This is a genomic window from Polaribacter sp. AHE13PA, from assembly GCF_019278505.1.
Taxonomy (GTDB): domain Bacteria; phylum Bacteroidota; class Bacteroidia; order Flavobacteriales; family Flavobacteriaceae; genus Polaribacter.
In genome coordinates this window covers 3,429,237-3,456,136 of record NZ_CP058985.1, presented here as the reverse complement: position 1 = coordinate 3,456,136, position 26,900 = coordinate 3,429,237, and the positions used below count along the sequence as shown (strand labels likewise).

Genomic DNA, 26,900 nt, shown 5'->3' with positions numbered 1-26,900 from the left:
TATTATTCTGGTTTTGGAAACGTTAACAACATTTCACGGTAATACTCGTATTGTTTTTTACGTAATTCTATTTCTTTTGGTAACCCTTCGCTTATAGACGTGGTAAGAATATCAAATTTATCTAAGATAGTTACTATGCGTTCTTGTTCTTCTATTGGGGGGATTGGTATAGAAAATTTATCCGTAACTGGAGTTGAAATCTGTGGCATTTGCATTCTACTCGCAACATTTCGAAAATAAGGTTCGTGAATTTTTAAAAAATAATAAACAAATTTGATGTTAATATTTTCATTGTCAGAATGATAAGACCACATTTCATTTTTATGAGAAAAAGGCTTGTCATAATACTCAAACTCTATAACTCCACGAGATTTTACAATAATTGAAGGTTCTCGGTTTATATCTTTACTAGGAATGTCATCGAAATCTACAAAAGCGACAGTTTTACCACCTGCAAAAATTTTCAATGGTGAACCATCTTTGTGAATTTCTTTCATTTTACTTGCGGTGATTTTTGTTCCTTTTGTACGAACAAGAATATCTTTAAGTATTTTCCATTCGACTTCACTATCCTCAAAAGTTAGTAATTGCTCACGGTAATAGCTGTACTGTTTTTTACGTGCAGTAAGTTCGGTAGTAAGTTCGGTAGTAAGTTCGGTAAAGGTATCTAAAATACGAACTATTTCTTTTTGGATTTTTAGAGGCGGAATAGGTATTCTCATCTCTAATACACTTGCCATACTAGGGTGTTTAATTCCTGAACCACGATAAAAACGATCAATCACTGAACATTGTCCTAGCATCCAGTAGTACAAAAACTTATTTAACAAAATATCAGTATCGTTAGAGGTAGCAATACGATTATCTGCAGTTACAAACTTACCTTTATAATACTTAATAACATCTTTAAGAGGGCGTGATTTACCCCACGGAATTGCAATAATCTCCCCATTAGACAAATACTCAGAAGCTAACTCTTCATTAGTCCAACCCTCACGTTCACCTGTTGCCAAAAGAAAAACATCTCCATTTTTTTGTTCTAACTTAAAAAGTTTTGAAGCTAGCAAATTAGGGTATTTAATTACCTTCGGTTGTTTATAATTATCAACCGCATTAAATTTTTTATCCCAAGTTGTAACTTCCCATATTGATTTCCAAACCACATCAACCCCTTCCAATAATTTATCTAACTCGCTCATCCCTCAATTTCGTTTACAATGTTATCAATATCGGCACGTAGTTGGTCTATTTTTTTTACTGTGATAGCTACTTCTTTGTTTAACTCTGTTATCTCTATTTTTTCACGCGTATCTTCAGCTTCCACATAAGAACTTACCGAAAGGTTATAATCTTTTGTTGCAATAAATGAATTGTCTATTGATTTTGCTATGTAGTCAACATCTTCTTTGCTATCGAATAGTTGCATCACCTGTTCGATATGTTCATTTTTAAGCACATTGTTATTGGTTTCTTTTTTAAAGAAATCTTTACCCGTAGCATCTATAAACTGTGTTTTGGTATCTATTTTACTTTTAGACAGCACTAAGATGTTTACAGCTATAGAAGTGCCAAAAAACAGATTAGGCGCTAGAGAAATTACAGTTTCTACAAAATTGTTATCTACTAAATACTTTCTAATTTTTTGCTCTGCACCACCACGGTAAAAAATACCAGGAAAACATACCAAAGCCGCTCTACCTTTACTAGACAAGTAGCTTAATGCGTGTAATACAAAGGCAAAATCTGCTTTAGATTTTGGTGCTAATACGCCTGCAGGTGCAAAACGGTCGTCGTTAATAAGCGTTGGGTCGTCACTACCTTTCCATTTTATAGAATATGGTGGATTGGACACAATGGCATCAAAAGGTTTATCGTCGCCTAATTGTGGGTTTTCTAGTGTATTCCCTAAAACTATATGAAACTTATCGTAGTTTATGTTGTGTAAAAACATATTCATACGTGCTAAGTTGTAGGTGGTATGGTTTATTTCTTGCCCGTAAAAACCTTCTTCTATAATATGGTTATCAAAGTGTTTTTTAGCTTGTAAAAGTAACGAACCAGAACCTGCTGCAGGATCATAAATTTTATTTACTTTTTCTTGCTTGTGCATTGCCAGTTGTGCAATTAACTTAGATACCGTTTGCGGTGTAAAAAACTCACCACCAGACTTTCCTGCATTGGCAGCATAATTAGAGATTAGAAACTCGTAAGCATCACCAAATAAATCGATTTCACTATCTTCAAATTCACCTTCTAGTTTTAAACCTTCTACACCTTTTAGAACTGCCGCTAATCGGCTGTTTTTATTTTCAACGGTGTTTCCTAATCGGTTGCTTGTGGTATCAAAATCTGCAAATAAACCTTTTATATCTTGTTCTGATGGATAGCCATTTGCAGAACTTTCTATAGCTGAAAATATAGCGGCTAAATCTGTGTTTAGGTTTTCGTTATCGTTAGCGCCTCTAGCAATATTTATAAATAACTGACTAGGATAGATGAAATATCCTTTTGTTTTAATAGCATCTTCTTTTATTTCAGGAGTTATAACCGAATCTGGTAGTTCTGCATAATTTATACTATCATCACCAGCTTCAATGTAATTACTGAAATTTTCACTAATGAAACGGTAGAAAAGTGTACCTAATACAAAATGTTTAAAATCCCATCCATCTACAGAACCACGCACATCGTTGGCTATTTTCCATATTTGATTTTGTAATTCGGCTCTTTGGTTGTTGCTTGTCATTTATTGTTTTATGATATTTTGCTCCTATGTTTGGAACTTGATTTAAGTTTTATTAGCAATTTTATTCTAATTGTTAAAAATAGAATAATAATTTGATTTTATAATAAGGATTCACTCTTGTTTTATTATTTAAAAGGTGTTTTCTTAAAAAACATTACAACGATTTATCTCTAAAGAAATCCTCCAAATCACAATTATAAAAACCCTTAATTCTTAACTCCTCATCTGTTAAACCATTTCTCATATCCCAAATTTTTGCAGAAATATTTAATCCTTTTAATTCTTCTGCTCTTTTACTTGCAATACCTACTGCTTTTTCACTTAAATCGGGAACAATTAAAATATTTTCACCAGACAATACTTTCATTTTATCATTTGTCATACCATTTATTCCTCCGTATGACAACCAATTAAAATTAGGAAAATGTAAGGCACAAACAACTGCAGTTTTCTCTCCTTCCACTAAAATAATTGGTTTATTATTTTTAAACAAAAGGTGTTCTCCAAAAAGACAATCAAAATACCCATCTTTATTTTGATAAGGCACACTGAAATACTCTTTTCTTTTACCATTTTTTTGATGGTAGAAAATTTTAGACTTTTGAACTTTACCATCTTTATTAATGTTCCAAAAAACAGTACCACCTTTTTTAGAAGTTCCTATGTAATACATTTTTTTAATAGCTTCTACTTTTGTATTACAATACATAGAACGCAAATGTGTTAATAAATTGTTTTCTGGAAACAACCTTATACTTTTCTCAACTTCCTGAAAATCAACATATTTAATAGTTGTATGACAAATTGTATTACATTTTTTAGTACTTTTTATGTTTTGTAATACAGATTTGTCATACAATTGTAATACAGATTCAAACTTCTTATGTATGACATTCCAATAATACTCATTACCAAAATCATCCTTGTAAATTATTGGTGGTAAAGTCGCTTTTCCACAAGAATGACAGTATCCAAATATTTCTGGATAGTTTATAAAAGTTACAAACTTTAAATTTTTATTACTTTTATGACAACAAGGTGTAACCAAGTTTTTATTTCTTTTTTTATTTAATATTAAATGCTGTTCTATTTTATGATACATATTATTTTAGTTTGCAACCTGCAACTCACAACTCTTTAAAAATCTAACTTAAACACATTAACCACAATGACTTAAACCTAATATACCGAAAGTTGCTAGTTGCATGTTGCGTTAGACATTCTTCCATAATCTTGAAATAGTACTTTTATGAACCCCAGCAACTTCAGTAACTGCTTTTTGACTAGCCCCGTTCTTTTTCCCCATAGCAACAACATCCTCAATAGAAATTTTCTTTTGTACGTCTTTGATAGCATCTTCAATAATAACTTGAAAATTTAAAAAATAAAAGTCATTTAAAGCAATCGCCAACTCTACTGATTCTACTGTTAGTTCTGAATTAAAAGTACTCTCAGAAGCATTTAACATCATAAAAGACAACAAACAAAACTTATGAATAGAAATTTGCATTTTTGACAAATACTCTTTGATCATTGGTTTAGCAACATCTTTATCTTCAATAAGCTTTTGTACGTAATTAAACAACCTCAATTCAGCTTCTTTTGTAAATGAAATTTTAAATTGTTTTCTTAATTCTTCTGGGTTTTCACTTTGCTTTTTATAGTCCAATAAATTTTTAATAGACTGACTATATCGCTCTATACAATCATACGGAATTCCTTCCTTTCTAAGTTTTTTGTTTTCAGTCAACTTAGTAGTAAATAGAAGTCTATCTATAAAACCACTCTCTAAATTTCCGTTTGCAAATAACTCTTTAACAAATTGATACTGTAACCCACCAATAAGAGTAGGATAACTTTCAGGAATTCTAAAACTTACCGTTGTTTTTCGAGATACATCAATATAATCGTTTGTATACCCTTCTAAAAAGAAATTTCGCCATTCTACACCATCTCTACTATTTGAGTTAGCCATTTTTTGCACCAAACCATAAATTTCATCTAAGCATAAACCAATAGAATTAGGGTTCTCAAAATGGATTTTCTGTGCTGCTTCTATAGTAGCATTTTGAATTAATGTTTGCCTTCTTTTAATTACTTTATCTTCTTTACCAAGATCTTTATTCTCATATAAATACGATTCATAATCTTTATCATCTGTCTTTTTAATTGGAGCAGTAGCAGTTTTAATTGCTTCACTTTTTACATCACCTCGACTTCCTATTATTACAAAATAAAGGTTTGCATAGTTCTTATATCCTAAAGTGTCAATATAAAACGTTCTTCCTGTAGCGGCTGAAAATGCAAACAAAACAGAACTTAATAAATACTCTTTTGGTATTCTTTTATACTTAAATCCGTTTTCTATTAAAGAAGATAAACTTAGAGGTAATTTTGAAATTATTACCTCTAGATTATCTCTAAGAATATCTTTGTTTGTTTTTGTCAGCTTGTTTAAATTCTCTTGAATCTCTAACTCTGAATTAAACATTATTCAGGAATTTTTAAAACGAACTCTCTAGGCTCATTTAAAGATGTATCTAATCTCTGCAGAAAGTCACTAAATCTAACATAATCTAACTCTTCATCTAATGTAAAAACATCATCAAGATACCACCAAAATAAAGTAATAAGAGTTTGAAGTTTTGTTTTAGTAGATTTTAACTCATTATACAATATTGATTTTGATAAATCATCATGCTTCACATCATTAAACGTTGCTTTAAACTTGTAATATAAATCAGTAATTTCAACTTCATTTAAGAGCAGATCTTTATTATAAACCTGCAAAACTCCTTCAATCAAGTTAAAACTTGTTTCTTTTTCTGACTCAATTACAACACTCGTATCATCTTCCCCTAAAGAAGTTTTAACATAATTTTCTATGGCTTTTCTGGATAAGTCTGAGATTGACTCTCCTTTTATTTCACTTAAATAATCTAAATCGTCTTTTAAAGCTTCTGAAACTCTAACAGTTAATATCTGACTTTTCATACTTTAAAATTTTTTACGATTAAGACTATAAACTGCTGCTTTTTCCTCTAACTCTTCTTGAGTAGATTCACGATAACGTAAAATAAACGCATCTAAATCTTCTCTTTTAAAAAAGATAAGTTTACCTCCTGGCTTGTAAAATGGCACTCTATTAGCAGCCGTATGTTTATACATAGTACTTTCGGCAATTCCACAATAGTTACAACCTTCTTTGAAGGTAAAAACCTGTTTGTTCTGTTGAAGACTTTCTAAAATCTCATTTAAAATCGTTTTTATTGATTTCATTTTTTTTAATTAAATAAATTATAAAAATGAAAAAGCGCTTTTTCTGTTTGTACACGACAAAAGTAAAGGAGAGATATTTTTAAAATTAAATACAGACGATTTACCACATACAAGTGCATATATGCGATAATTTAACAGAAATTAACACTTATAGTTATAAATACTGGTCAATAAAGTTTTGAATTTCTAATTTCTTATCAGAATCAATTCTTTTTTGACTGTTAGATATTCTAGTTTGAGAATAAGGCTCTAAAGAGTAATCTCTAAATTTTTTTGAGTTAGCTATATTTTTTTGAGTTACATTCTTTTTTAATTTCTTAGCTAAATAATAAAGAAAATAAAGTGCTTCTACATCTTCACAATCAAATACAATAAATGATTTATTAGAATTAAAATCTTTAAAAAAAACATTTTTCAAATCTTCAAATTTTGTATATTCTTGACTTACATAGTAACTTGTTAAGTGATTGTAGAAATTCTTATCAAAGAAAATTTCTTTATGCTTTTTTGATAAACTAAACCTCTTGACATCTCCGTTTTCATTAAGTAAGTTTAACTCTTGTTCATAATTATTACTTTTCAAATCTTCATTATCAGAAATACCGTAATGCCTTCTTCTTAATTTTTCATAAAGCACAGATCCACTAACACCATCACAACCTTTTATGCTAAACTCACTAAAATCTTTTAATTCAAACATTAATCTATAAGAATCCTTATTATTACAAAACAATCGTTGAATTTCCTCTTCTGCTTTAAATCTAGCTAACTCCTTTAAATAAACTTCAAAACTAACTTTTAAATCCCCCTTATCTATTTTCAAAAACTCTGGAAGTAGTTTAATCGTTATTATTCTTAACTCATGTCCTTTCCCAAACCTAGTCCCTAGAAACATTTTAGTTACCTCTCTTAATGTATCTTCAAAAATAATATTGTCACTTAACTTTATTTCTAGTTCATTTATTAATAAATTATTATTATCATGAAAATATAAATAATCATGATACTCCAAAACTTTCTTTTTGATATACTTTTCGTGATGAATTTCCCCCTCTTGATAAGCCTTTGTATAAATACTTATATAATCTTTTTCCATAGTTGTTTTTAAAAATCAATATCAGGTAAATTATCTACTGCATCATCTTTTAAACTATCTATATAATTTAAATACTTAATTGTATTACGTGTATCAGAATGCCCTAATGCATCTGCTACCGTTTTTAAATTAGCACCATAACTTAATAATTGGGTAGCCATCGTGTGTCTAGCACAATAAAACGTAATGTGTTTATCAATTTTAGCTCGTGCAACCCAATTTTTTAAACATTTATTAACGCCATTATCAGAAATAGTTTTGCCGTTTTTTGACGTGAAATCAAAGACGAAATCTTCTTTCTTTTTAGGCTCACCTAAAATACTAATAATACTTTCTTTAAGTTTTAATTCTATCTTTTTATTTGTTTTTTCTCTTCTGGTTTCTAATCTGTCTTTTTTGATATTTTTCCATTTTAGCTTTTTAATTTCTGCATAGCCCAAACCAGTATAACAAGCAAAAAAGAAAGCCTTCTTTAATTCCTCATTACCACATTTTGTTTTTGCTAATATTTGCAATTCCTCAGAAGTTAAAACTTGTTTTTTTAATTCATCAGAAGTACCACTTCTTTTAAAACGAATACCATCTGTTGGATTCTTTTTTATCAAACCTTTCAATTCTGCATCCTTTAATATTTTTTTAAAACGAGTAAAATAATTGTGTGGAGATTCTCCTTTTAAACCTGCTTCTTCGTTTAGGTAATCTTTGAAGCCATTCATAATAAAAGGACCTACTTCTGACAATTTTAATTTATCATTCTCTACAAATTCTTTAAACTTCTTGTAAGTAGCATTTATCATTCGCAAATCTTTCTTTTTATAATCTTCAATAAAAGATTCTGCAAACTCGTGAAAATTAATGTTTTTTAAATGTTTTGGAATATAATTGGTGTCCTCAGTTATAATATCTAATTCCCTATTTGAACGAATTAAATTTGCGATATTCTTTTTTTCTGCCTTTACACTTTTGCTATCCGTAGGGTATATTTTCACATCAAGAAACTCATAAGTTCTTTCTCCATTGTAAATAATATCTAAATAATACTTGATAGCTCCTTTTGCTAATTTCCTTTCTCTTAGTTTTACACTCATCTCTAAAATTATCAGTAACGTTTTAGTAACGCAAATATGCTAAAAAAAGAAATGAAAAGAAAGATAATATATATAAATAACTGATTTTAAAGTATTTATTTTCTTATTGTTTCCGATGTTTGCATTAAATGTTCCCACCTTGAGTACAAAAAAACCTCAACTTTTATAAGTTGAGGTTTTTTTTATTTTCTATATAAATTACTTCTTTTAATTTTATTTTAAAAATTATTAATCCCTTCTTCTAACCATGTATGATAATCTTCTACATCTGGAACATAACCCACAGGGTCTACTAATTTCTCTTCGTTATGGTCAATAATTACATAAAAAGGTTGCGAGTTGGACTTGTACTTTATGGTTTGCATTTCGCTCCACTTTTGGCCGATGTACTTTAACTTTTTTCCTGGTTTCAGTTGAGAATCTACAATCTCATCATCTTCAAGTTTTCGTTTATCATCAACATATAAAGAAATTAAAACCACATCTTCTTTTAAGATGTTTAACACACTCGGATCTGGCCAAATGTTTTGTTCCATTTTTCTACAATTCACACAAGCCCAACCTGTAAAATCTAACATAACGGGTTTACCAACCTTTTTAGCATAAGCTAATCCGGTGTCGTAATCATTGAACGCCATAATATCATGTGGTGCTAACAAGTGTGCGCCTTCAGGCAATTCGCCGTGAGCCGATGCTTTGCCTCCTGATCCTAATTTAGAAAAACCAACACCATAAGGCGATTCGCTATAATCTTGTGGTGGAGGGAAGGCACTAATAATATTTAATGGCGCACCCCAAAGTCCTGGAATCATGTAAATGGTAAAAGTTAAAACAATAAGTCCTAAGCTTAATCGCCCTACTGAAATATGCGACAAAGGCGAATCGTGAGGTAATTTAATTTTACCAAATAAATAGAAAGCTAAAGTTCCAAAAATGGCAATCCAAATCGCGATAAACACTTCTCTTTCTAAAATGTGAAGTTGTAATACTAAATCGGCTTGACTTAAAAATTTAAATGCTAAAGCCAATTCTAAAAATCCTAAAACTACTTTTACAGTGTTTAACCATCCTCCAGATTTTGGTAAGGAATTTAACCATCCAGGGAAGGCTGCAAACAACGCAAATGGTAAAGCAATAGCTAATGAAAACCCGAACATTCCAATTATTGGCGCTAAGCCTCCTTTAGATGCCGCTTCCACTAATAAAGTTCCAACTATAGGACCTGTACATGAGAAAGAGACAATGGCCAAAGCTAATGCCATAAAGAATATCCCAACTAATCCACCGCGATCTGCTTGTGAATCTACTTTATTAGCCCATGAATTTGGTAGCATAATTTCAAAAGCTCCTAAAAAAGACACTGCAAAAACAACTAAAAGAATAAAGAAAATGATATTAAACCATACATTGGTCGCCAGTGCGTTAAGTGCATCGGCTCCAAATATTCCTGTTACGGCAACACCTAACAGTAAATAAATAACGATAATGCAAATACCATAAATAATAGCATTTTTAATTCCTGAAGCTTTGTTTTTACTTTGTTTAGTAAAGAAACTAACCGTCATGGGAATCATTGGAAAAACACAAGGTGTTAATAAGGCTGCAAATCCAGATAAAAACGCAATAAAAAAGATAGACCAAAGTCCTTTATTAGATGATGAATCATCTGTGGAATTAGTCCTTTTATCGATAGCTGTTGTTGGAGTTATATCGCTTTTAGTCTTGGTAGATAAATTTGTTTTTTCACTAAGTTGAAACTCTAAATCAATTTCTGTTGGTGGTAAACAACGGGTATCGTCGCACACCATAAATTCCACAAATCCAGAGATTGTTGCTGTTTCTTTTGAAACGGTTACATTTTGAATAAATTTCGCTTGTCTTTCAAAAAACTTAATCTCCATTTCAAACACAGGATCCTGAATGGTATGACCTTCTTCCTCAACTGTATTGTCGTTTAAAGTGAAAGTCTCTTCTGAATTATCGTAGGTAAAGGTTGTCGCAATTGGGCCGCCTTCTGGTACTGTTTGAGAATATAAATGCCAGCCAGCATCGATATTTGCGGTTGCTATTAAATTGTATTCTGTATCGGATATTTTCTCTACTGACGTTGTCCATTTTATGGGATCTAGAACTTGTGCATTAAAACACCAAGTTAAAAGACATGTAAAAAAAAGTAATCTATGTTTCATTTTTATTATTTGTTTAAAAAAGGCTATAATTAAATAGCCTTTTTTCCTATTACACTCTTAAACTAATTCAAATAATTTATAAAAATAAAGTGTTATGAAAGGAAATTAAAATATTAGAATGTATTTTTATTATTTTATATCTTTTACTGTTTTTAAAACAACATTTAAAGGAATTGCAAAAGAACTCGTTCTATTTTCTTTAGCTATATTTATCCCGATAACATCTCCATTTACATCTACTACAGGTGTTCCTGTTTCATAAATCTCTATAGGCATATCGTGAGTAAATACTTGAGTAAAATCATACTTTCGATCGCTTGTATCAAGATCATAACCAATATGTCTATTTCGTATTCTTTTTTCGTTCTCCTTTAACAAAGTAACTTCGACTTCCTTTTCTTCTCCTTCTCTTAAAAAAGTTACCTTTACTTTTTGATTTACTTGAGTTGTTGCTAAAAATGAAATACGATCGCTACTACTTTCTATCTTTGTGCCATCCAATTTAATAATGATATCCCCTCTTTTTAACCCTGCTAACTTTGCTGCTCCATTATCATAAAGCACTAAAATTTTATTTGAAAATGTTACTGACGCTCCCAAAAACCCTTGAGAAGCAATCGCTGGTAACACCTGTCTTACTGAGGCACTAATAACTCCTGAATACTTGATATCTTTCTTAAAACTTGCTGACCCTATTAATTTCCCCACACTAGTATCTACTTTTTTAGGAATATTAATAGCTATTAAATTTTTTGAAGATATTTTAATCACTGCCAGATCATTAGAAATATCTATACCAACCACGGTTGCTGCACTAATTACACCATTATACTGCTCACAGCTTAAATTTTCTTTACTTAATAACTCAGATGCTTTCGCTACGATATAACCTTCGGAATTTATAATAGTTCCGTACGTTTCTATCTCGGTGTTATCTACAAGACTTTTTATCTTTACAACTGATTTATGTAGGTTTTTTGCTGATTTGGAAATACTATTAATTACAGCTGTTTTACCTCCATTTAAAGAAAATGGGCTACTTATCTTAGACGCAGAGATCGTTTCATTATCTTTAGGGAATTGAGGGTCTTTAGGCGCTCTTTCATTAAACGTTTCTCCGTTAATTAACTTTGTCCAATTTTCTTTTACAGGATCAATAGGGGCATAAAAATTTTTTTCTATTGAGCGATCAATATGACTACAAACACCTATTACTTTACCATTTAAATCTACCAAAGGCCCACCTGAATCGCCAGGCATCATAATACAACTTGTTTTTAGGTATCCCAATGCTTTCGTTCCTTTATAAAAACCTATTCGCATTAAAGCTGGTCTATCGGATCTATATCCCTTAGAATGTCCAAACATTAAACATGCTTCATCATTTCCTAAATCTGAAGATGACCCTAACCCTAAATATTCCCACGTTCCTTTCTCTACTATTTTCATAAGTGCATAATCTCCCTTTACATCTTTACCTAAATGGATCGCATTATATGTAGAGCCATCACTCATAGTAATACTACTCTGTTCTTTTCTTACACCTAAAACAACGTGTGCTGCTGTTAAGATATATCCATCCTCAGAAATTAAAACACCTGTTGCATTATTATTTATAGAAACTGTGCTTTTTAATACTTTTTTATATGTTTTCTGAATTTGACTCTCTAATTCATCTAGTTTTTCATTCTTTTTCTGTGCATTTAGATTTATTTGACTTAAAAAAAGAAAAATGAAAAGAATACTAGTTTTTATAATGACAAAAATATTTGTTCTATGCTTCATTTTATTGATTACCCTATTATATTAATACTATCCATAATGGCTTTTTATTACAAAACAAACACTATTCTTAAAAAGCTAAACTCTAATATAGTGTCGTAAATTATTTTAAATATCTAATTCATTAAGTAAATTCATTAATTCAGGATCTGATGGTTTTGGCGCATTTTGTGAAACAATTACACCATTTGGATCTATCAAAATAAAACGCGGAATAGATTTAATAATATAATCTGATATGAATTCTGATTTAAAGTTATTATCTGCAATCACTTGAATACCACCAAGGTCTTTATCTACCACCATTTTTTTCCACTTATCATGGTCTTTAGATTTATCTACAGAAATACTCAAAAAGCTTATATTTTTACCATGATATGCTTTTTCTATTCGTTTTAAGTCTGGTATTTCTTTTATACAAGGTATACACCAGGTTGCCCAAACATCTATGTAAACGTATTTTCCTTTAAGATCACCTAAAGACAAAGTGCCTCCTGAATGCTTTTCGTAATTTGTGAATTTAGGAGATGGTTGTCCTTTATCTAATTTTTTAAATTCATTATAAATTTTGGTAATTTTGGCATTGTTTTCTTCATTTGTTGATGCATTTATAAAAAGTTCATAGAATTTTTCAAAATCTTTGGTTTGATATAAATCGTATTCTGCCTTTTTAAAAATAAGTTCGTTTTTAATAACTTGGTTTGGAATAGATGAATATACCGTTACACCTAATAATCCATATTCTACTGTATCCTTTCTACGCAAAGCATTTACTTGCTTAGTGTAATGACGGTTTACCATCTCTTTATAGGCACTAGAAAATTGAAAATCAACTCCATTATCCAAATCCATATCTTCTGATTCGGCTAAAAAAAATTCAGAAGGTTTGTAGCTTTTTTTATTAGCCCATTGTCTGTGATAACCACCAGCATAACGTTGTAATTCATTTAAATATTCGTAATTAAGGTTGCGCTTTTCTAGAGTTTTAAATTCTGAAGAAATGCCTTGGGCGGTATCTAATTTAGTATTTAAGGTTTGGTGTATTTCTTTAAATTTATTTTTAAAATCAGGCTCTTCCAACGTATAAACATGCAGACCTTTTCCTTTTCGCTCTGAAATCGTTTTTTTCTTATAAAGCAAATAATTAGTGGTCTCTATATCTTCACCAGAAATCTTAAGAGAATTATTAAAATCTTTAGCATCGGCTATAAGATTTAGACGACTTCCGTTGTTTAAATACAATGTTCCATTATTTTTACCAACGCTAAGAGAGTAGAGTCCTGGATTAGCGTTAATGGTATCTGAGAAAACCCCATTTACTACAGGAATTTTCTTTTTAAAAGATTGATCTAGTTTTATTAATGTTATTTCTTGAGCATCAAGATTTTCAATTTCACCTGTTAGTATTGCATAATCCACAGGGACTTTTTTTGAACATGCAACTAAACCTAAAAGCAAGCTTAAACTTAATATTGTATTCTTCATTTTTTATTATTCTGTTTTTTTCTTAATGTATTAGACACTTTGAAATACGTAGATGAGTTCATCTATTTCTTTTATTTCACTAAACAAAAACTTATTAAAATAAGTTTTTGTAAAAAGTATATTCTTTATTTTTTTTAATATCATTAACAGTGTACCAAAAATTATTATGATACAATGATTAAAGAATATTATAATTACATTTTTCGATAGTATAAATTACTCTACCAGAAGTATTTCTTTGATTTTTGCTTCAAGCTCTTCACCTTTAAGATCTCTCGCTACAATCACTCCATTTTTATCAATTAAAATAGTTGCTGGTATTGTATTTACTGCAAATACTTTTGCTGAAGGACAACTCCATTCCTTTAATGATGAAGCCTGATCCCAAACAACATATTCATTTTTCTTTAAAAAATTACGCCATTTATTTTCGTCTCTATCATAAGAAATCCCTAGAACTTCGAGCCCTTTTGGATGAAATTTTTTATACACCTCACCAATATGTGGCATTGCCTTTATACAAGGACCACACCAAGTAGCCCAACAATCTATCAATAGTACTTTACCTCTATATTGGTACAAACTAACCTCTCCTCCATCTAAAGATGGTATTGAAAAATCATGAGGAGTACCTCCTACATATGATCTTTTAATTTCTTCAACTTCTGATTTAAATACAGTAGCTTCACTTGAATTCTTGATACGTTCTGACAAATTGTTAAATGCTTTTTCAACAAAAGGTAATGAATCAAACCTTAGCATATAATTTTTTATATAAAAATAAGTACCATAACTGTCTGGATAATTACTTAAAATATTTAAAGTTTCATCAATAAAATCTGTATCTAATTTTGCACGAGTTTTTACTAAATTTTCATTACTAAACTCTCCTGCTGCATTTGCTTTAACTACTCTATTAGTTGCTCCTCCCCATACAGTTCTTCGTTTTTTATAGTTTGATTTTAGCTTGGCATAAATAGCATCTTCTTTTCCTCGATCTAGATCAAAAAGATATTTTGTGTATTTTTCTGTAATAACTTTTTCTTGAATATTTACATTAATAACAGTATCTTCAATAATAAAGTCTTCTCTAAATCGGGTACCTACAATAGATAATCGTGCTTCTTTAATTTCACCAAAAGAATCTCCTGTAAAAGTAAATTTACCATTCGCATCTACATTAACTGAATCTATTATTCTGAGGATTCTTAAATTAGAAAGCTCTGACAATACTATTTTTTTTCCTATACCTTCTTTAAAAACCCCGTTAATAGTATAAGTTGGTTTTTGATTGCAAGAAAATAATAATAATAATGGTAATAAAAATATAAGTATATTTTTCATAAGTTAGTTTGGTTATCTATCGTATACGGGTAAATCTGGATTAAACTGAATAACATCGTTGGAAATTGGTAAAATATACCTTGGATCGTTTGGAGGTAATGTGTACTCTACACCTCCAAAAGTATGAGTTACTGTTTTAGCGAAAGCACCTTCTTTATTAAGTCTCTTCAAATCTTGAAATCTAAAATCAGAAACAAAACAAAGTTCTCTTCTTCTTTCTTCAAAAACTTTTATTAAGGCTTCTTCATTTGTAGACGCTGTTAATGGTACATTATTTTTAATTCTAAAATCTCTAAGGTAATTTATATACTCCATTGCCTTATCTTTATTACCAACTCTGGCTTCAGTTTCTGCTAAAACAAGATACAAATCGGGCAACAAAATTCCTGCATTTCTATTTACAAAAGCTCCAAAAATTGTTCTTCCAGGGAAATGAATTCTATACTGAGTATTAAAATCTGCATAATCATCTTCAAAATACAACTCTCTACGCATATCTTGTGAAGTACTTGGCAAATCTTTATCAAAAATAGCTACTAATTCTTCTGATGCTAAAACAGAACCATGAAAATTATCAAATGAGTTTTTTAGATACATATTCTCTGAAACATCTACCATATCTTCCATTGCTCGAAATGTTACAAGACTAAAAATCCTTGCTCCCCATCCTCCAGGAATAGCTACATAATTTTTTAAATCTTGTAATTCAAAAGTTCCTTTATTTTCTATAGCTAAGTTTGCATAATTAAGTGCATTATCAAATTCCCCTCTAAATAAGTATAGTTTAGCTAACAGAAAATAACCACAAGCTTTGGTTGGATGAAAATTACTAGAGGCTGTTACACTAAGATAAGGAATAGCTTCTAATAAATCATTAATTATTTGATTATGAACCTCTTCTACAGAGTTTCTACCATACTCAGCATAAATATTATCTTCTAAAATTAAAGGTACACCATAATCTGTACTAGCTGTAGTAGGATCATACGCTTTTGCATAAAGATTTACTAATTTAAAAAAATTATATGCTCTACCAAATAAAGCTTCTGCCCTAAGAGCTAATTTTTCTTCTTCAGATCCATCTGTAGCCTCCAATATATTATTTGCTATAAAATCATACGTATAAATTTGAGAATAAGCTGATGTAAAATAAATATCATTTTGATCTATTTCATAAGTAGGCCCAGGATTAAAAAAATAATAATTTACTGCATGCACTGGACTACCATCAAAACCAACCTCATCTGTAATATCTTCATCTGAAGATTTTTCTAAATCATCTGTAAATAAATTAACATAACCAATCTCAAATTGATTTATAAGAGACTGATTATTCAATAAAAACGCATAATCTTCATATGTTGTAGGTATATATTCTCCTTGTGGTTCTACATCTAGAAAACTATCACAAGAATTAAAATTCAAAATAATTAGGAACCCTAATACTATTTTATTAATATATTTCATCATTTTTAAAAGTTTAAATTAATTCCTAAAGTATATGTTGGCATTTTTGGATTTCCTCTACTACGATCAGTTGTCCATACTTCAGGATCTAGATTATTTCTATTATTTGCCCATAAAAATGGATTTCTTACATCAAAAGACAACCTTAAATTAGATAGATTCATTTTATCTAAAACTGATTGCGAGACACGATAGGCTAAAGTTATATTTCTTACCTTCATGTAATCTGCTTTTTGAACATGTATATCTGCATACGTCCATATATTTCTCTGAGAACTTCTAACATAATCTGGATTATCAACAGCATTATCCCAATGAATTGCTGGAGACGTATATATATCCTCCTCATCACCAGGCTCTTTCCAATAATTCAAATGTATCCTATCTAAATTTGTCTTTAATTGATATGAATTTTTATATGTAGGATAATACCCTGCTGCTACATCTCTCTGAACATGTCCACCATAATAAATAAGCATAAATGAAAGATCAAATTGTTTATATGATATATTATTAAAATAAGAAGCATGATAAGGAGGATCATTAGTTCCTTGATCTATCAAATCTTCAAAAACTAAATCACTATAAGAATCTACAATAGTACCATCTGCCTTGTAAGCTCTTGGAGCTCCTTTTTCATTTAAACCAGCATAACGAAGCGTATAAACGGTGTTTAATGCTTGTCCTTCTCTTAATTGATTTCCATAAAGAAAATCATATGCATAAAATGTATTATATGCTTGAGTATACTCTGTAACTATATTCCTATTATAACTAAACACAACTTTACCATCCCATCTAAAATCTTGAGTATTTATAAATTGTGAATGAATTTGAAATTCAATACCTCTATTGTTTAATGAAGCATAATTTTTAGGAAGCTGAGTCCAACCTAAAATAGGATCTGAATCTATTCTCGCAACAGCATCTATAGTAGTTCTATCATAAAATTCAACACTACCTGTTATTTTCTTAGAAAACAATTCATAATCTATACCAATATTGGTTATATAAGTTTGTTCCCATCTTAGCTCTTCATTTGGTGGAGCAACAATAGATGCTTGTGTTTCTCCAGCAGGATTAGGAGTAGTAATAAGGTTTGCTATAGCTTCTGGTCCAGTACCATCATAAATATTACCACTTATTCCGTAGGTAGCTCTAATTTTTAATTTGTTAAGCCATGGTATAGCCAAAGACTCTGTATCTACAATGTAGTTTGACCCAAAAGACCAAAGCGGTTTATATCTATGATCAGAACTTGTACCAAATAAATTAGACTCATCTATTCTTGCACTTACATTAAACCCTAATTTATCATCAAACATATACGAAACATTTCCATAAGCAGACACATATCTACTATCATCAGTTTGGTAACCAGTTTGTCCTCCCACAGTAAAAGTTCCTAAACCAGATTGTGTTGATTGAATTGTTTCACTTAAAGTATCCCAGTCCAAAGGAATATAAGATAAAGTAGTATCATCATAACCATAACGTACATCTCCATATGAATCACCAATTACTTGTCTTCTTTCTCCACCTACAAGTACTTTTACATCATGTTTTTTATTAAATAACTTATTATAGTTAAGTTGTGCTCTTAAAGTATATGAATTATTATCATAATAAGTTTCAAAAACCCTACCTCCATGAGGAATATTATTAATAATTTCATCATCTATTATTTGAGTAGCATTGTTTATTAAATCGCGAACAGCATAACTATTTTCTGAAGAATAAAGTTTACTATATCTTCTACTAATTTCTTTTTGACCTGTTAATTGTAACTCTAGTGATTTTGAAAGCTTAATTTGTGTTCCAACATTTATGGTAATAGAAGGACTTTTATATGTTGACGTTTGTTCTTTCAATTCATTCAAAGGATAATAGGATTGATCTATTAAACCTAAAGAAATAAGTCTATCAATTTCACTCTCACTTTTAATATATTTCCATTCCGCTGGATTTCCATCTTCATCTCTAAGTACTTCATAAGGAAGTCTTGAAGAACCTAATAAAGGAAGTCCTGTAATACCTATATAATTATCTGAAAAACTATAACTACCTATAAGAGATATATCAAATTTAAACCAATCATTTAATTTAAAATAGTTTTTCACATTAACTCCCAATCGTTCAGAATTCCTATCTTTTTCAAAAGTACCTATTTCTGAATAATTAAGAGATAATGCATATTGATGCTTTTCAGACCCTCCCCTTAATGAAAGGTTGTGTTGTTGTGTAAATCTAGGAGCTAATAATTCATCTACAACTTGATCATATCCATCTAAATTTCTAAGCGTATTTAATTCTGAATTTAAATAATCCTCTGAAATCAAACCATCTGCATAATCATACAATAGGGTATTAACTTCATCTACAGTTAATTGTTTAAATTGTCGAGTACCATTTGCTGTTGCATTAAAAACATCAATTTGATAATCAACAAATTCGGCAGATGACATTAAGTTTTGATACGATCGATCTTGAAGTTCTTCTACTTGAAATGATGATGAATAACTTATCCTTGGTTTACCTAGGATCCCTTTTTTGGTAGTTATGACAATAACTCCATTGGCAGCTCTAACACCGTAAATTGAAGCTGCCGTAGCGTCTTTTAATACTGTAACATTTTCAATATCACTAGGATTAATAGATTCTAAACTACCTTCATAAATCACATTATCTAACACAATTAAAGGTTCATCTTCTCCAAAAAGTGTAGAAATCCCTCTAATTACTGGTTTTCCTCTGTATAAGCTCAACCCACTTATTGTACCTTCTAATCTTTCTAAAATATTTGTTTGAAATTTAGTTTCAATTACTTCAGCTCCTACAGATTCATAAGCACCAACAGATTTTGCCTTTGAAACCGTCTGATATCCCGTATTAACTTTTGTCTTTTCTGATACAACTACTATTTCATCTAACTCATCATCAGACTCTTTTAAAACAACATTTATCACTTTTTTGTCGCCTATCTTTATACTTTGTGTTACAAACCCCACACTAGAAAAAATTAATACATCACTTTTCTTAAGACCAGGAATACTGTAATTACCATCGAAATCTGTTAGAAGTCCCTTTCTAGTTCCTTTAATTCGAATAGTTACATTAGATAAAGGAACCTTATTTTCATCAGTAACATTACCAGTAATTGTCTCTTGTATTATTCTTGAAACCTCTTTTTCTATTACAATTGTATTATTTTTAAGTAGATTAAAATCAAACTCTTCATTAGAAATAGCTTTAGATAATAAATCGTTTACTTTAATAGTACCTTTATTTAAAGTAATTAAAGGAAAACCTTTAAAAAGATCTGAACGGTAAATAAATTTATAATCTGTTTGTGACTGAATAATATCAAAGATTTCATAAGCAGTAACTGTTTTATTCTCCGTAATTGTAACTTTCACATTCTGTGAAATAATATCAATAGGTGTAAAACTAAAAATAGTGGAGCAAAACAACAACAGTATTGTTCTCATAATTAAGTTTTTTGTTGTTTTCCTAAAAAAGAAAATTTCTTTAGTAAAATTAAAATTCATAAATTTGTTGGTATTAGTTATTCATTTAATTAATATATTTATTCTAAGGGATGAAGTTAATTTACTTTGAGCGGTATAAACTTCGTCTCTTTTTTATTCTAGAACTATTCTTTTACCATATACTTTATAATTCAGATTAATACTTCTTTTAATAGGTTCTAAAACCTCTTCTAAATTCATACTTTTACTTAAGACACCATTAAATCTTATATCTTCCAGTTTTTTATTTTTAATAATTATATCTACATCATACCATCTAGATAAAGATTTCATAATTTCTTTCAATGGCTTATCTCGAAATGAAAAGATTCCTTCTCTCCAAGCTATTTCATTGTATACCTTAACAGTCTTAACCTCAATAGCGCCTCCCGAACTACCTATAACAGACTGAAATCCGGGATTTAATTTTTCTTTAAAGAATTCATTTTTCACAGACACTTTACCTTCTACTAAAGTGGTATACACATTTACATCATCACTGTAAGCTTTTATATTAAATTCTGTACCCAAAACTTCTACTTCTTGCAGTCTAGAACGAACTTTAAAACGTGTTCCTTTATGGTTTTTACTTGAAGACACATCAAAAAAAGCTTCTCCATATATAAGTTCAACTTCTCGTGTTATCCCCTCCTTAAAACTTACTGGATATTTTAATTTTGAATCTGAATTTAACCAGACTCGAGTACCATCTGCCAATTCAACTTCAAACCTACCTCCTCTTGGTACGGTTAAGTGGTTATATAACACTTGATTCTCTCCTTTTTTATCATATTTAATTTGCACCCCATTACTAGTTAACTTAGCTGTTTTATAAGGTTTTCCCTTTTCTAACATAATATCAGAGCCATCATCAAGAGTTAAAATAGCCTTATTAGTACCTGGGATTACTGCTTCTGCAACTGTGTTTTTTATTCCATTTTGTTCTTGGTTATTTATTAAATAATACGATAATGAAAATGTCAAAACTATTACAGCTGCTGCGGCATATTTAAACCACATCGAAAGAGGTTGTTGCCTAGGCTTTTGTTTCTCTATAGCATCCCAAAGTTTATCATATGCTTTGTCTATATCTGGTTTATTTAATACCGTATGAACAGCATAATAATCTTTTATATAATCTTTAAAAACCTGTTGATTTTTCTTTTCTTTTAACATCTCTTTGAGTTCTACTAACTCTTTTGAAGAGATTGTATTAATTATGTATTTTATTGTAAGTTTTTTCAACGTTTTATCTATTTCAGTTTAATTTATACAACAAATACGCTAATTTATTATTTTACCCTTAGTCTTATTTCATATTTTTTTTAGCATATTTGTCTTTTAATCAAAAATTCTAAAAATTAATTTGAAAACTCTCTCTGACGACACTATATTAGCTAAAAGCATTAAAAAAGGCAGTAGAAAGGCATTTAGTGTATTGTTTGATCGTTATTATAAAAAACTTTTAGATTATGCCGTTACCTATACTCACGATTTACATGAAGCAGAAGATATTGTACAGCAAACATTTATAACACTTTGGAATAATAGATTAAAAATAAATACTGAAAAATCTATTAAAAGTTATTTATACAGAATAACACATAACACTTATATTGATATTTACAGAAAACAAAAAAAAAGTGATTCTTTTTTTAATGAACTTAAAGAACAAGTTCTTAGAGAGAGAATTACAGAAGACCCTGAAATTCTAGAAAAACGTATTACTAAATTAAAAAATACAATAGAAATACTACCAGAACAATGTAAAAAGGTTTTGTATTTAAATAAGTTTGAAAATCTTAAGTATAAAGAAATTTCAGAACAATTAGACATTTCTATAAAGACAGTAGAATCTCATATGTATACCGCTTATAAAAAAATACGAAAAGCTTTTGAAGAAGATAATTTATTTTTGTTCTTCGCCTATAAATTTGCTTACAAACAATAACAGACTTATTTTCTCTTTAACTTTTGTTAAAACTACATGTTAACTGTATTACCAATCCCTGCAATATTTATGACGGCTAACAAAAACCTTATAAATACAATTTTTTCACCTTTCCTCCATATGCAAAATACATTGGCTTAATCTAACTTCTTTAAAAATATTTTTGGCCACTTTTAGTAACTACCACTTAAATAGCAAAGTCTTTTAACGCTTGTATTCTTCTCAAAAATCATAACAAAATATTTTTTTTTGGAAACCAAATTAAATCTTGTTAGACAATATACTAACTATTAAAATTTCATTCGTAATTAAATAATCTAATTCTTTCTCTCTACCTATTACAAATTTCGTTATCGAAATTTCATCTAACTTACTCTATTTAAACATATCTGCAAATATTTTATTGTTGCTCTGTGATTATAATTTTGAATCCCCTCATCAAGGGCATACAAATTTTTACTACTTGTAATGCTTTAAAAAAAAATACAAAAAAACAAAATAAGCTATTTGATGATTTTTTAACAACAAAACAAAGAAAACATAAAATTTAGCTATAAATTAATTTTTTAAAAAACTATTACAATAAAAAAACAAAAACAAGTAATTTGATGAATTATTAATAATGAAATAAACAAAACACAACATTTAATTGTAAAAAAAATAAAATAAATTAAAAATAAACTAAGGGTAAAATAACAAATCAACGTAATAGAATATATAATTTAAAACTACAAATAATTATGAAACATTTTTACTTATTCGTTTTATTGCTAATTTCAAGCATAACCTACTCGCAGATCACACTTCTTAAAGACATTAATGCTTCGCCTTACCCTTTTGGTCAAGAATCTTACAATTCTTCCCCTGACAAATTATTTGCATTTAACGGAAAATTTTATTTTGCTGCCGATGATTCACAAGCTACAAATACAGGAGGTATAGATGCTGGTAAAGAACTATGGGTTTCTGATGGTACACCTGAAGGTACAGTATTATTAAAAGATCTAGATGGATCGGCCGAGTCATCTAATCCAACCTATTTTTTTGAATTAAACAATAAATTATATTTCAATGCAGCTATTCCAGGAGCGGATACTTATAGTGTCTACACTACCGATGGTACTGAAGCTGGAACAGTAATAATAACTGACGATTTTCGAACGGGGGAGATTGCTGTTATTATTGGCAATAAAGCTTACATGAGAAATTTTAATGCTGATTATACAGGCTCTTTTTATGAATTTGACGGTACAACCTTTACCGAATTACCAGATAATGGTACAGGTACAGTAAAAGTTACAAGTGATTACATTGGGTTTAATAATAATTCTATCTTATTCAGTATGACATATGATGATGGGGGTACAGGCACATCGGTGGGTAATGAGTTATATCTTTATGACATCACTAATCAAACTTATACATTGGTTAAGGATGTTAACGATGCAGGAGATTCTTCTTTAAATCATATGACAAAGTTGGGAGACAATGTTTACTTTGAATATGATAATGATTTATGGGTTACCGATGGTACATCAGCAGGAACAACGGTAGTAACATCTGCAACTTCTATTAACAGCCTTAAAAGTTTATACGCTTGGGAAGGTAAATTGTATTTTGAAGGTGATGATGGAGGTTTTGACCAACTTTGGGTATATGATCCTGTAGCAGATATAATTAGTGATCTTAGTGGTTATACAGAAGATAATCCTAATGGTTTCACTTTTAACCACGACCCTGTTCATTTTGCGGCACCTGGTGATGGTTATTTATACTATGCAGGTAAATCTGTAGGTACTTTTGCTACCTATCGTTTGTATAGAACAAACGGAGTAAGTATAGAACCAATAGAAATTGATTTATTTGATAATGTTGATGAAATTATTGTTTTAAACAATAAATTGTATTTTGAAGCTTCTAATAATACACTTAATACTGATTATACTGCAGGTACTGTTGATATAGGTAGAGAATTATTTACTTATACAAATGATGAATTAAATACGTTATCTACTACAACGTTTGACTTGGATAATTCATTTTCTGTTTATCCAAATCCATCAACTGATTTATTTAATATTAAAACAACTTTAACAGGGTCTGTTAATTATACATTATATAATGTATTAGGTACAAAAGTACTTAGTGGAACAGTTGAAAATGATATAATCAATCACAATTTACAATCAGGAATGTATCTATTAAAATTAGATAATGGTTCTGTTTCAACTACTAAAAAAGTGATCATAAAAAAGTAATTTTTTTTACAAATAATAAGAAACATAAAAATATCGTCCAACATTGGACGATATTTTTTATACTATATTTTATTTATTTGTCTAGTGTATTGTAAAGATATAGGTTGATCTTTTTTAGGTTAAATAATTGATGTGTATTAAATTGATAATTCAGGTAAATTTACATTGTTTTTTTCGATATGACTTGTATTTTATATTCGGAGTTCAATGTACTTTTGCAGGTCTTCTTAAGTCAAGACTAAAATCGGCTCTAAGGTTATTATAAATATCTATAGCTTGGAAAGTTGTTTTTTGGGCAATTTTAGTGTTTTAAATTATTTGATTTAAAACAGATTGATACTTTGAGCTCTATTAATATGTTCAGCGATAGTATTTTCGACAGAATTCGTTTTCATAAGTGATTATAATTAAGGTCTTAATTTTTAGTCAATCTATTTTTTAGCGTATCAATAAAGTTTCAATCTGGTGCTATATCAATTTCTTTTTTAAAAGATTTATCGAGCTTTACTAAAGCTCCCTTTTCATGTTCATTAAAATTATCAATTTTACCAGAGAATAAGACATAGCCTACTTGGGGTATTTTTATAAACTATAATGCTTAAGAACAACCCGAAACCAAATTACGTGAGTTCGATGTAATACTTTATGCATTTCAGTTATTTACGTTTTAAAAGGTCTTTTTATGAGTCTATTTAATATTCAAACTGACCATTATTGGCAATAATCGAAGTACTGTGATTAAAAAAAACAATATAAATTAACTATAAAATAATCAAAAACGTTTAAAATCAATGTTTTGCTATTTTTCATAGGTTGAACTCACGTTAAATATTTTTTTTATTTGATGAAAAGCTATAATACTGAAATTTTGTTTTAGTAATAAATAGTATATGTTTAGCTAATTGTATTAATAACATATACTTAATTGATTTTAAATATTTAGCTCATTAAATAAATCTATCAACTCAGGACTAGAAGGACGGGGTGCTTTGTTAGAAACTATTTTCCCTTCTGGGTCTAATAATATAAATCGAGGTATTGAGACAACAAAATAATCATCAATAAACTTAGATTTCCCTCCTTTATCAGCAATAACTTGAACACTTCCTAATTTCTCATCAATAACCATTTGTTTCCATTTATCGTAATCTTTGGGGGCATCAATTGATAAACTTAAAAAATAAATATGCTTACCATGATATGCTTTTTCTATCTTTTTTAAATATGGTAACTCATTTAAACAAGGTATACACCATGTTGCCCAAATATCGATATAAACATATTTTCCTTTTAAATCATCTAACGATAAAGTTCCTCCTGAATGCTTTTCATAGTCTATAAATTTTGGGGATGGTTTACCTTTGCTTATATCTAGCAACTTGTTATATACTTTTGTTACTTTAGCATTGTTATATTCATTAGTAGAAGCATTAATAAATATTTGATAGTACTCTTCAAAATCTTCTACATTAAGCATTCCATATTCTGTACCAGAAAATATTAGTTCATTTTTAATCGTTTGATTTGGAATTGTTGCATTTACCTTCATCCTGGCTAGAGATAAACTAATAGAATCTTTTTTTGATAAATCTTTAGCTTTATTTAAATAGTGTGCAACAACTAATTGCTTATAAGTATTGGAAGTTTTAAAGTCTTTTTCATTAGTAACATCTAAAGTTTTTACTTCATCTAAAAACCCATTAGAAGGAGTGTAGTTATTCTTCTTTGCCCAATAACTATGGAGACCTTTTGTATACTCTGATAAATCAAGTAAATAACTGTAATTAATCTCCTTCTTTTCTAATGCTTTAAAAGTTGCATCAATTCCTTCTATAGTATCTAATGCTTTACTAAGCTGAGAATTTAAATTCTTGGCTGTATTTTTAAAGTCAATTTCTTCTAATGAATAAAACGATTTCTTATCTGTTCTTATCTTTATTGCCTCTTTTTTTAATAATAAATATTTTGTAGTTCCAGATCCTTTACCTGAAATATTTAAAGAATTATTAAAATCCTTAGAATCAGCGGTAATGTTAACTTCACTTCCTTTGTTTAAATAAATATTAATCTTATTTTTTCCTAAAGTAAGTAAATAAGACCCAGCACTAGTTTTAATAGTATCTAAAAAAAAACCATTTTGATCAATTGCAATTTTCTTTTTTGAAGACTGATTTACTTTTGTTAAAATTATTTCTTTAGTATCAATGTTATTAATTTTGCCAGAAAGCAAGGAATATTCCACTGTTTTTTCAGTTGTGCAAGCCATCAGACTTAATAAAAGCACAAAATTCAATATTGTTTTTTTCATTTGATTAAAATAATTTAAACGTTTATTATATCTATAACATCATTTGGTGGTAATATATATTCAACATCATCTGCATTATGAATTACTGTTTTAGCTAAAGCAGATCCTGTATTCAACCTTTTAAAATCTTGGAATCTAAAGTCGCCAACAAACATGAATCTCCTTCTTTTTTATACCTAAAGCTTCTTCCTTAGCTATTTTTTTTAATCCTCTATAAAAAATCATAATATCCATTACATTATTGATTACCAAATTAAATATATAGACTTGATATATACTGATGCATAATACTCATTATCTTTTCCTACAGGGTGATTGGTTCTGAATTGAAGTAATAATATTTTTTTGTACTTCACTAATACTAGCTAAAATGACTCCCT

General features: G+C 29.3%; 19 protein-coding genes. 2 read left to right on the top strand and 17 right to left on the bottom strand.

What is annotated here, in order from left to right; genetic code table 11:
* Nucleotides 1-2: 2 nt before the first annotated feature.
* From H0I28_RS14790 to H0I28_RS14720, 15 genes are all read right to left on the bottom strand, one after another.
* A complete protein-coding gene (locus tag H0I28_RS14790; protein WP_218759583.1) occupies nt 3-1,199 on the bottom strand; it encodes a restriction endonuclease subunit S in 1,197 nt (398 codons plus the stop codon).
* Nucleotides 1,196-2,746: a type I restriction-modification system subunit M gene (locus H0I28_RS14785; RefSeq protein ID WP_218759582.1), complete on the bottom strand. Its 1,551-nt coding sequence runs from the start codon at nt 2,744-2,746 to the stop codon at nt 1,196-1,198. The genes H0I28_RS14790 and H0I28_RS14785 overlap by 4 nt, the downstream gene beginning before the upstream one ends.
* A gap of 154 nt (nt 2,747-2,900) precedes the next feature.
* Nucleotides 2,901-3,848: a DUF6371 domain-containing protein gene (locus H0I28_RS14780; protein ID WP_218732209.1), complete on the bottom strand. Its 948-nt coding sequence runs from the start codon at nt 3,846-3,848 to the stop codon at nt 2,901-2,903.
* A 111-nt stretch (nt 3,849-3,959) separates the two neighbouring features.
* Nucleotides 3,960-5,237: a DUF3987 domain-containing protein gene (locus H0I28_RS14775; protein WP_218732208.1), complete on the bottom strand. Its 1,278-nt coding sequence runs from the start codon at nt 5,235-5,237 to the stop codon at nt 3,960-3,962.
* Nucleotides 5,237-5,740, bottom strand: coding sequence for a hypothetical protein (locus H0I28_RS14770; RefSeq protein WP_218732207.1), 504 nt, complete (start codon nt 5,738-5,740; stop codon nt 5,237-5,239). Before H0I28_RS14770 ends, H0I28_RS14775 begins: the two co-directional genes overlap by 1 nt.
* Before the next feature lie 3 nt (nt 5,741-5,743).
* Complete coding sequence (locus H0I28_RS14765) at nt 5,744-6,025, bottom strand: helix-turn-helix domain-containing protein (RefSeq protein ID WP_218759581.1); 282 nt, start codon at nt 6,023-6,025, stop codon at nt 5,744-5,746.
* A gap of 154 nt (nt 6,026-6,179) precedes the next feature.
* Entirely contained in the window at nt 6,180-7,121 is a 942-nt protein-coding gene (locus tag H0I28_RS14760) for a hypothetical protein (protein WP_218759580.1), read from the bottom strand.
* 8 nt (nt 7,122-7,129) lie between these two features.
* On the bottom strand, nt 7,130-8,209 hold the full coding sequence (locus H0I28_RS14755) for a site-specific integrase (RefSeq protein ID WP_218759579.1): 1,080 nt from the start codon (nt 8,207-8,209) through the stop codon (nt 7,130-7,132).
* A 218-nt stretch (nt 8,210-8,427) separates the two neighbouring features.
* Nucleotides 8,428-10,398 (bottom strand): protein-disulfide reductase DsbD, encoded by a 1,971-nt coding sequence (locus H0I28_RS14750; protein WP_218759578.1) that lies wholly within the window; start codon nt 10,396-10,398, stop codon nt 8,428-8,430.
* Nucleotides 10,399-10,527: 129 nt separating this feature from the next.
* Nucleotides 10,528-12,183: a trypsin-like peptidase domain-containing protein gene (locus H0I28_RS14745; protein WP_218759577.1), complete on the bottom strand. Its 1,656-nt coding sequence runs from the start codon at nt 12,181-12,183 to the stop codon at nt 10,528-10,530.
* A 105-nt stretch (nt 12,184-12,288) separates the two neighbouring features.
* Nucleotides 12,289-13,665, bottom strand: coding sequence for a TlpA disulfide reductase family protein (locus H0I28_RS14740; RefSeq protein WP_218754956.1), 1,377 nt, complete (start codon nt 13,663-13,665; stop codon nt 12,289-12,291).
* Between the two features lie 216 nt (nt 13,666-13,881).
* Nucleotides 13,882-15,009: a TlpA disulfide reductase family protein gene (locus H0I28_RS14735; protein ID WP_218759576.1), complete on the bottom strand. Its 1,128-nt coding sequence runs from the start codon at nt 15,007-15,009 to the stop codon at nt 13,882-13,884.
* A 12-nt stretch (nt 15,010-15,021) separates the two neighbouring features.
* Nucleotides 15,022-16,479 (bottom strand): RagB/SusD family nutrient uptake outer membrane protein, encoded by a 1,458-nt coding sequence (locus tag H0I28_RS14730; RefSeq protein WP_218759575.1) that lies wholly within the window; start codon nt 16,477-16,479, stop codon nt 15,022-15,024.
* Between the two features lie 2 nt (nt 16,480-16,481).
* Nucleotides 16,482-19,964 carry a SusC/RagA family TonB-linked outer membrane protein gene (locus tag H0I28_RS14725; RefSeq protein ID WP_218759574.1) on the bottom strand — a complete coding sequence of 1,161 codons (3,483 nt, stop codon included), beginning with the start codon at nt 19,962-19,964 and terminating at the stop codon, nt 16,482-16,484.
* A gap of 153 nt (nt 19,965-20,117) precedes the next feature.
* On the bottom strand, nt 20,118-21,248 hold the full coding sequence (locus H0I28_RS14720; RefSeq protein WP_218732193.1) for a FecR family protein: 1,131 nt from the start codon (nt 21,246-21,248) through the stop codon (nt 20,118-20,120).
* 121 nt (nt 21,249-21,369) lie between these two features.
* On the opposite strand from H0I28_RS14720, the gene H0I28_RS14715 reads away from it, so the two are divergent.
* Entirely contained in the window at nt 21,370-21,954 is a 585-nt protein-coding gene (locus H0I28_RS14715; protein ID WP_218759573.1) for an RNA polymerase sigma factor, read from the top strand.
* A 740-nt stretch (nt 21,955-22,694) separates the two neighbouring features.
* The gene (locus tag H0I28_RS14710; protein WP_218759572.1) at nt 22,695-24,212 is read left to right on the top strand and encodes a T9SS type A sorting domain-containing protein; all 1,518 of its coding nucleotides are present in this window, start codon (nt 22,695-22,697) and stop codon (nt 24,210-24,212) included.
* A gap of 931 nt (nt 24,213-25,143) precedes the next feature.
* On the opposite strand, the gene H0I28_RS14705 is transcribed toward H0I28_RS14710, so the two are convergent.
* Nucleotides 25,144-26,520 carry a TlpA disulfide reductase family protein gene (locus H0I28_RS14705; protein ID WP_218759571.1) on the bottom strand — a complete coding sequence of 459 codons (1,377 nt, stop codon included), beginning with the start codon at nt 26,518-26,520 and terminating at the stop codon, nt 25,144-25,146.
* Between the two features lie 14 nt (nt 26,521-26,534).
* Nucleotides 26,535-26,675, bottom strand: coding sequence for a hypothetical protein (locus tag H0I28_RS14700; protein WP_218759570.1), 141 nt, complete (start codon nt 26,673-26,675; stop codon nt 26,535-26,537).
* Nucleotides 26,676-26,900 lie beyond the last annotated feature (225 nt).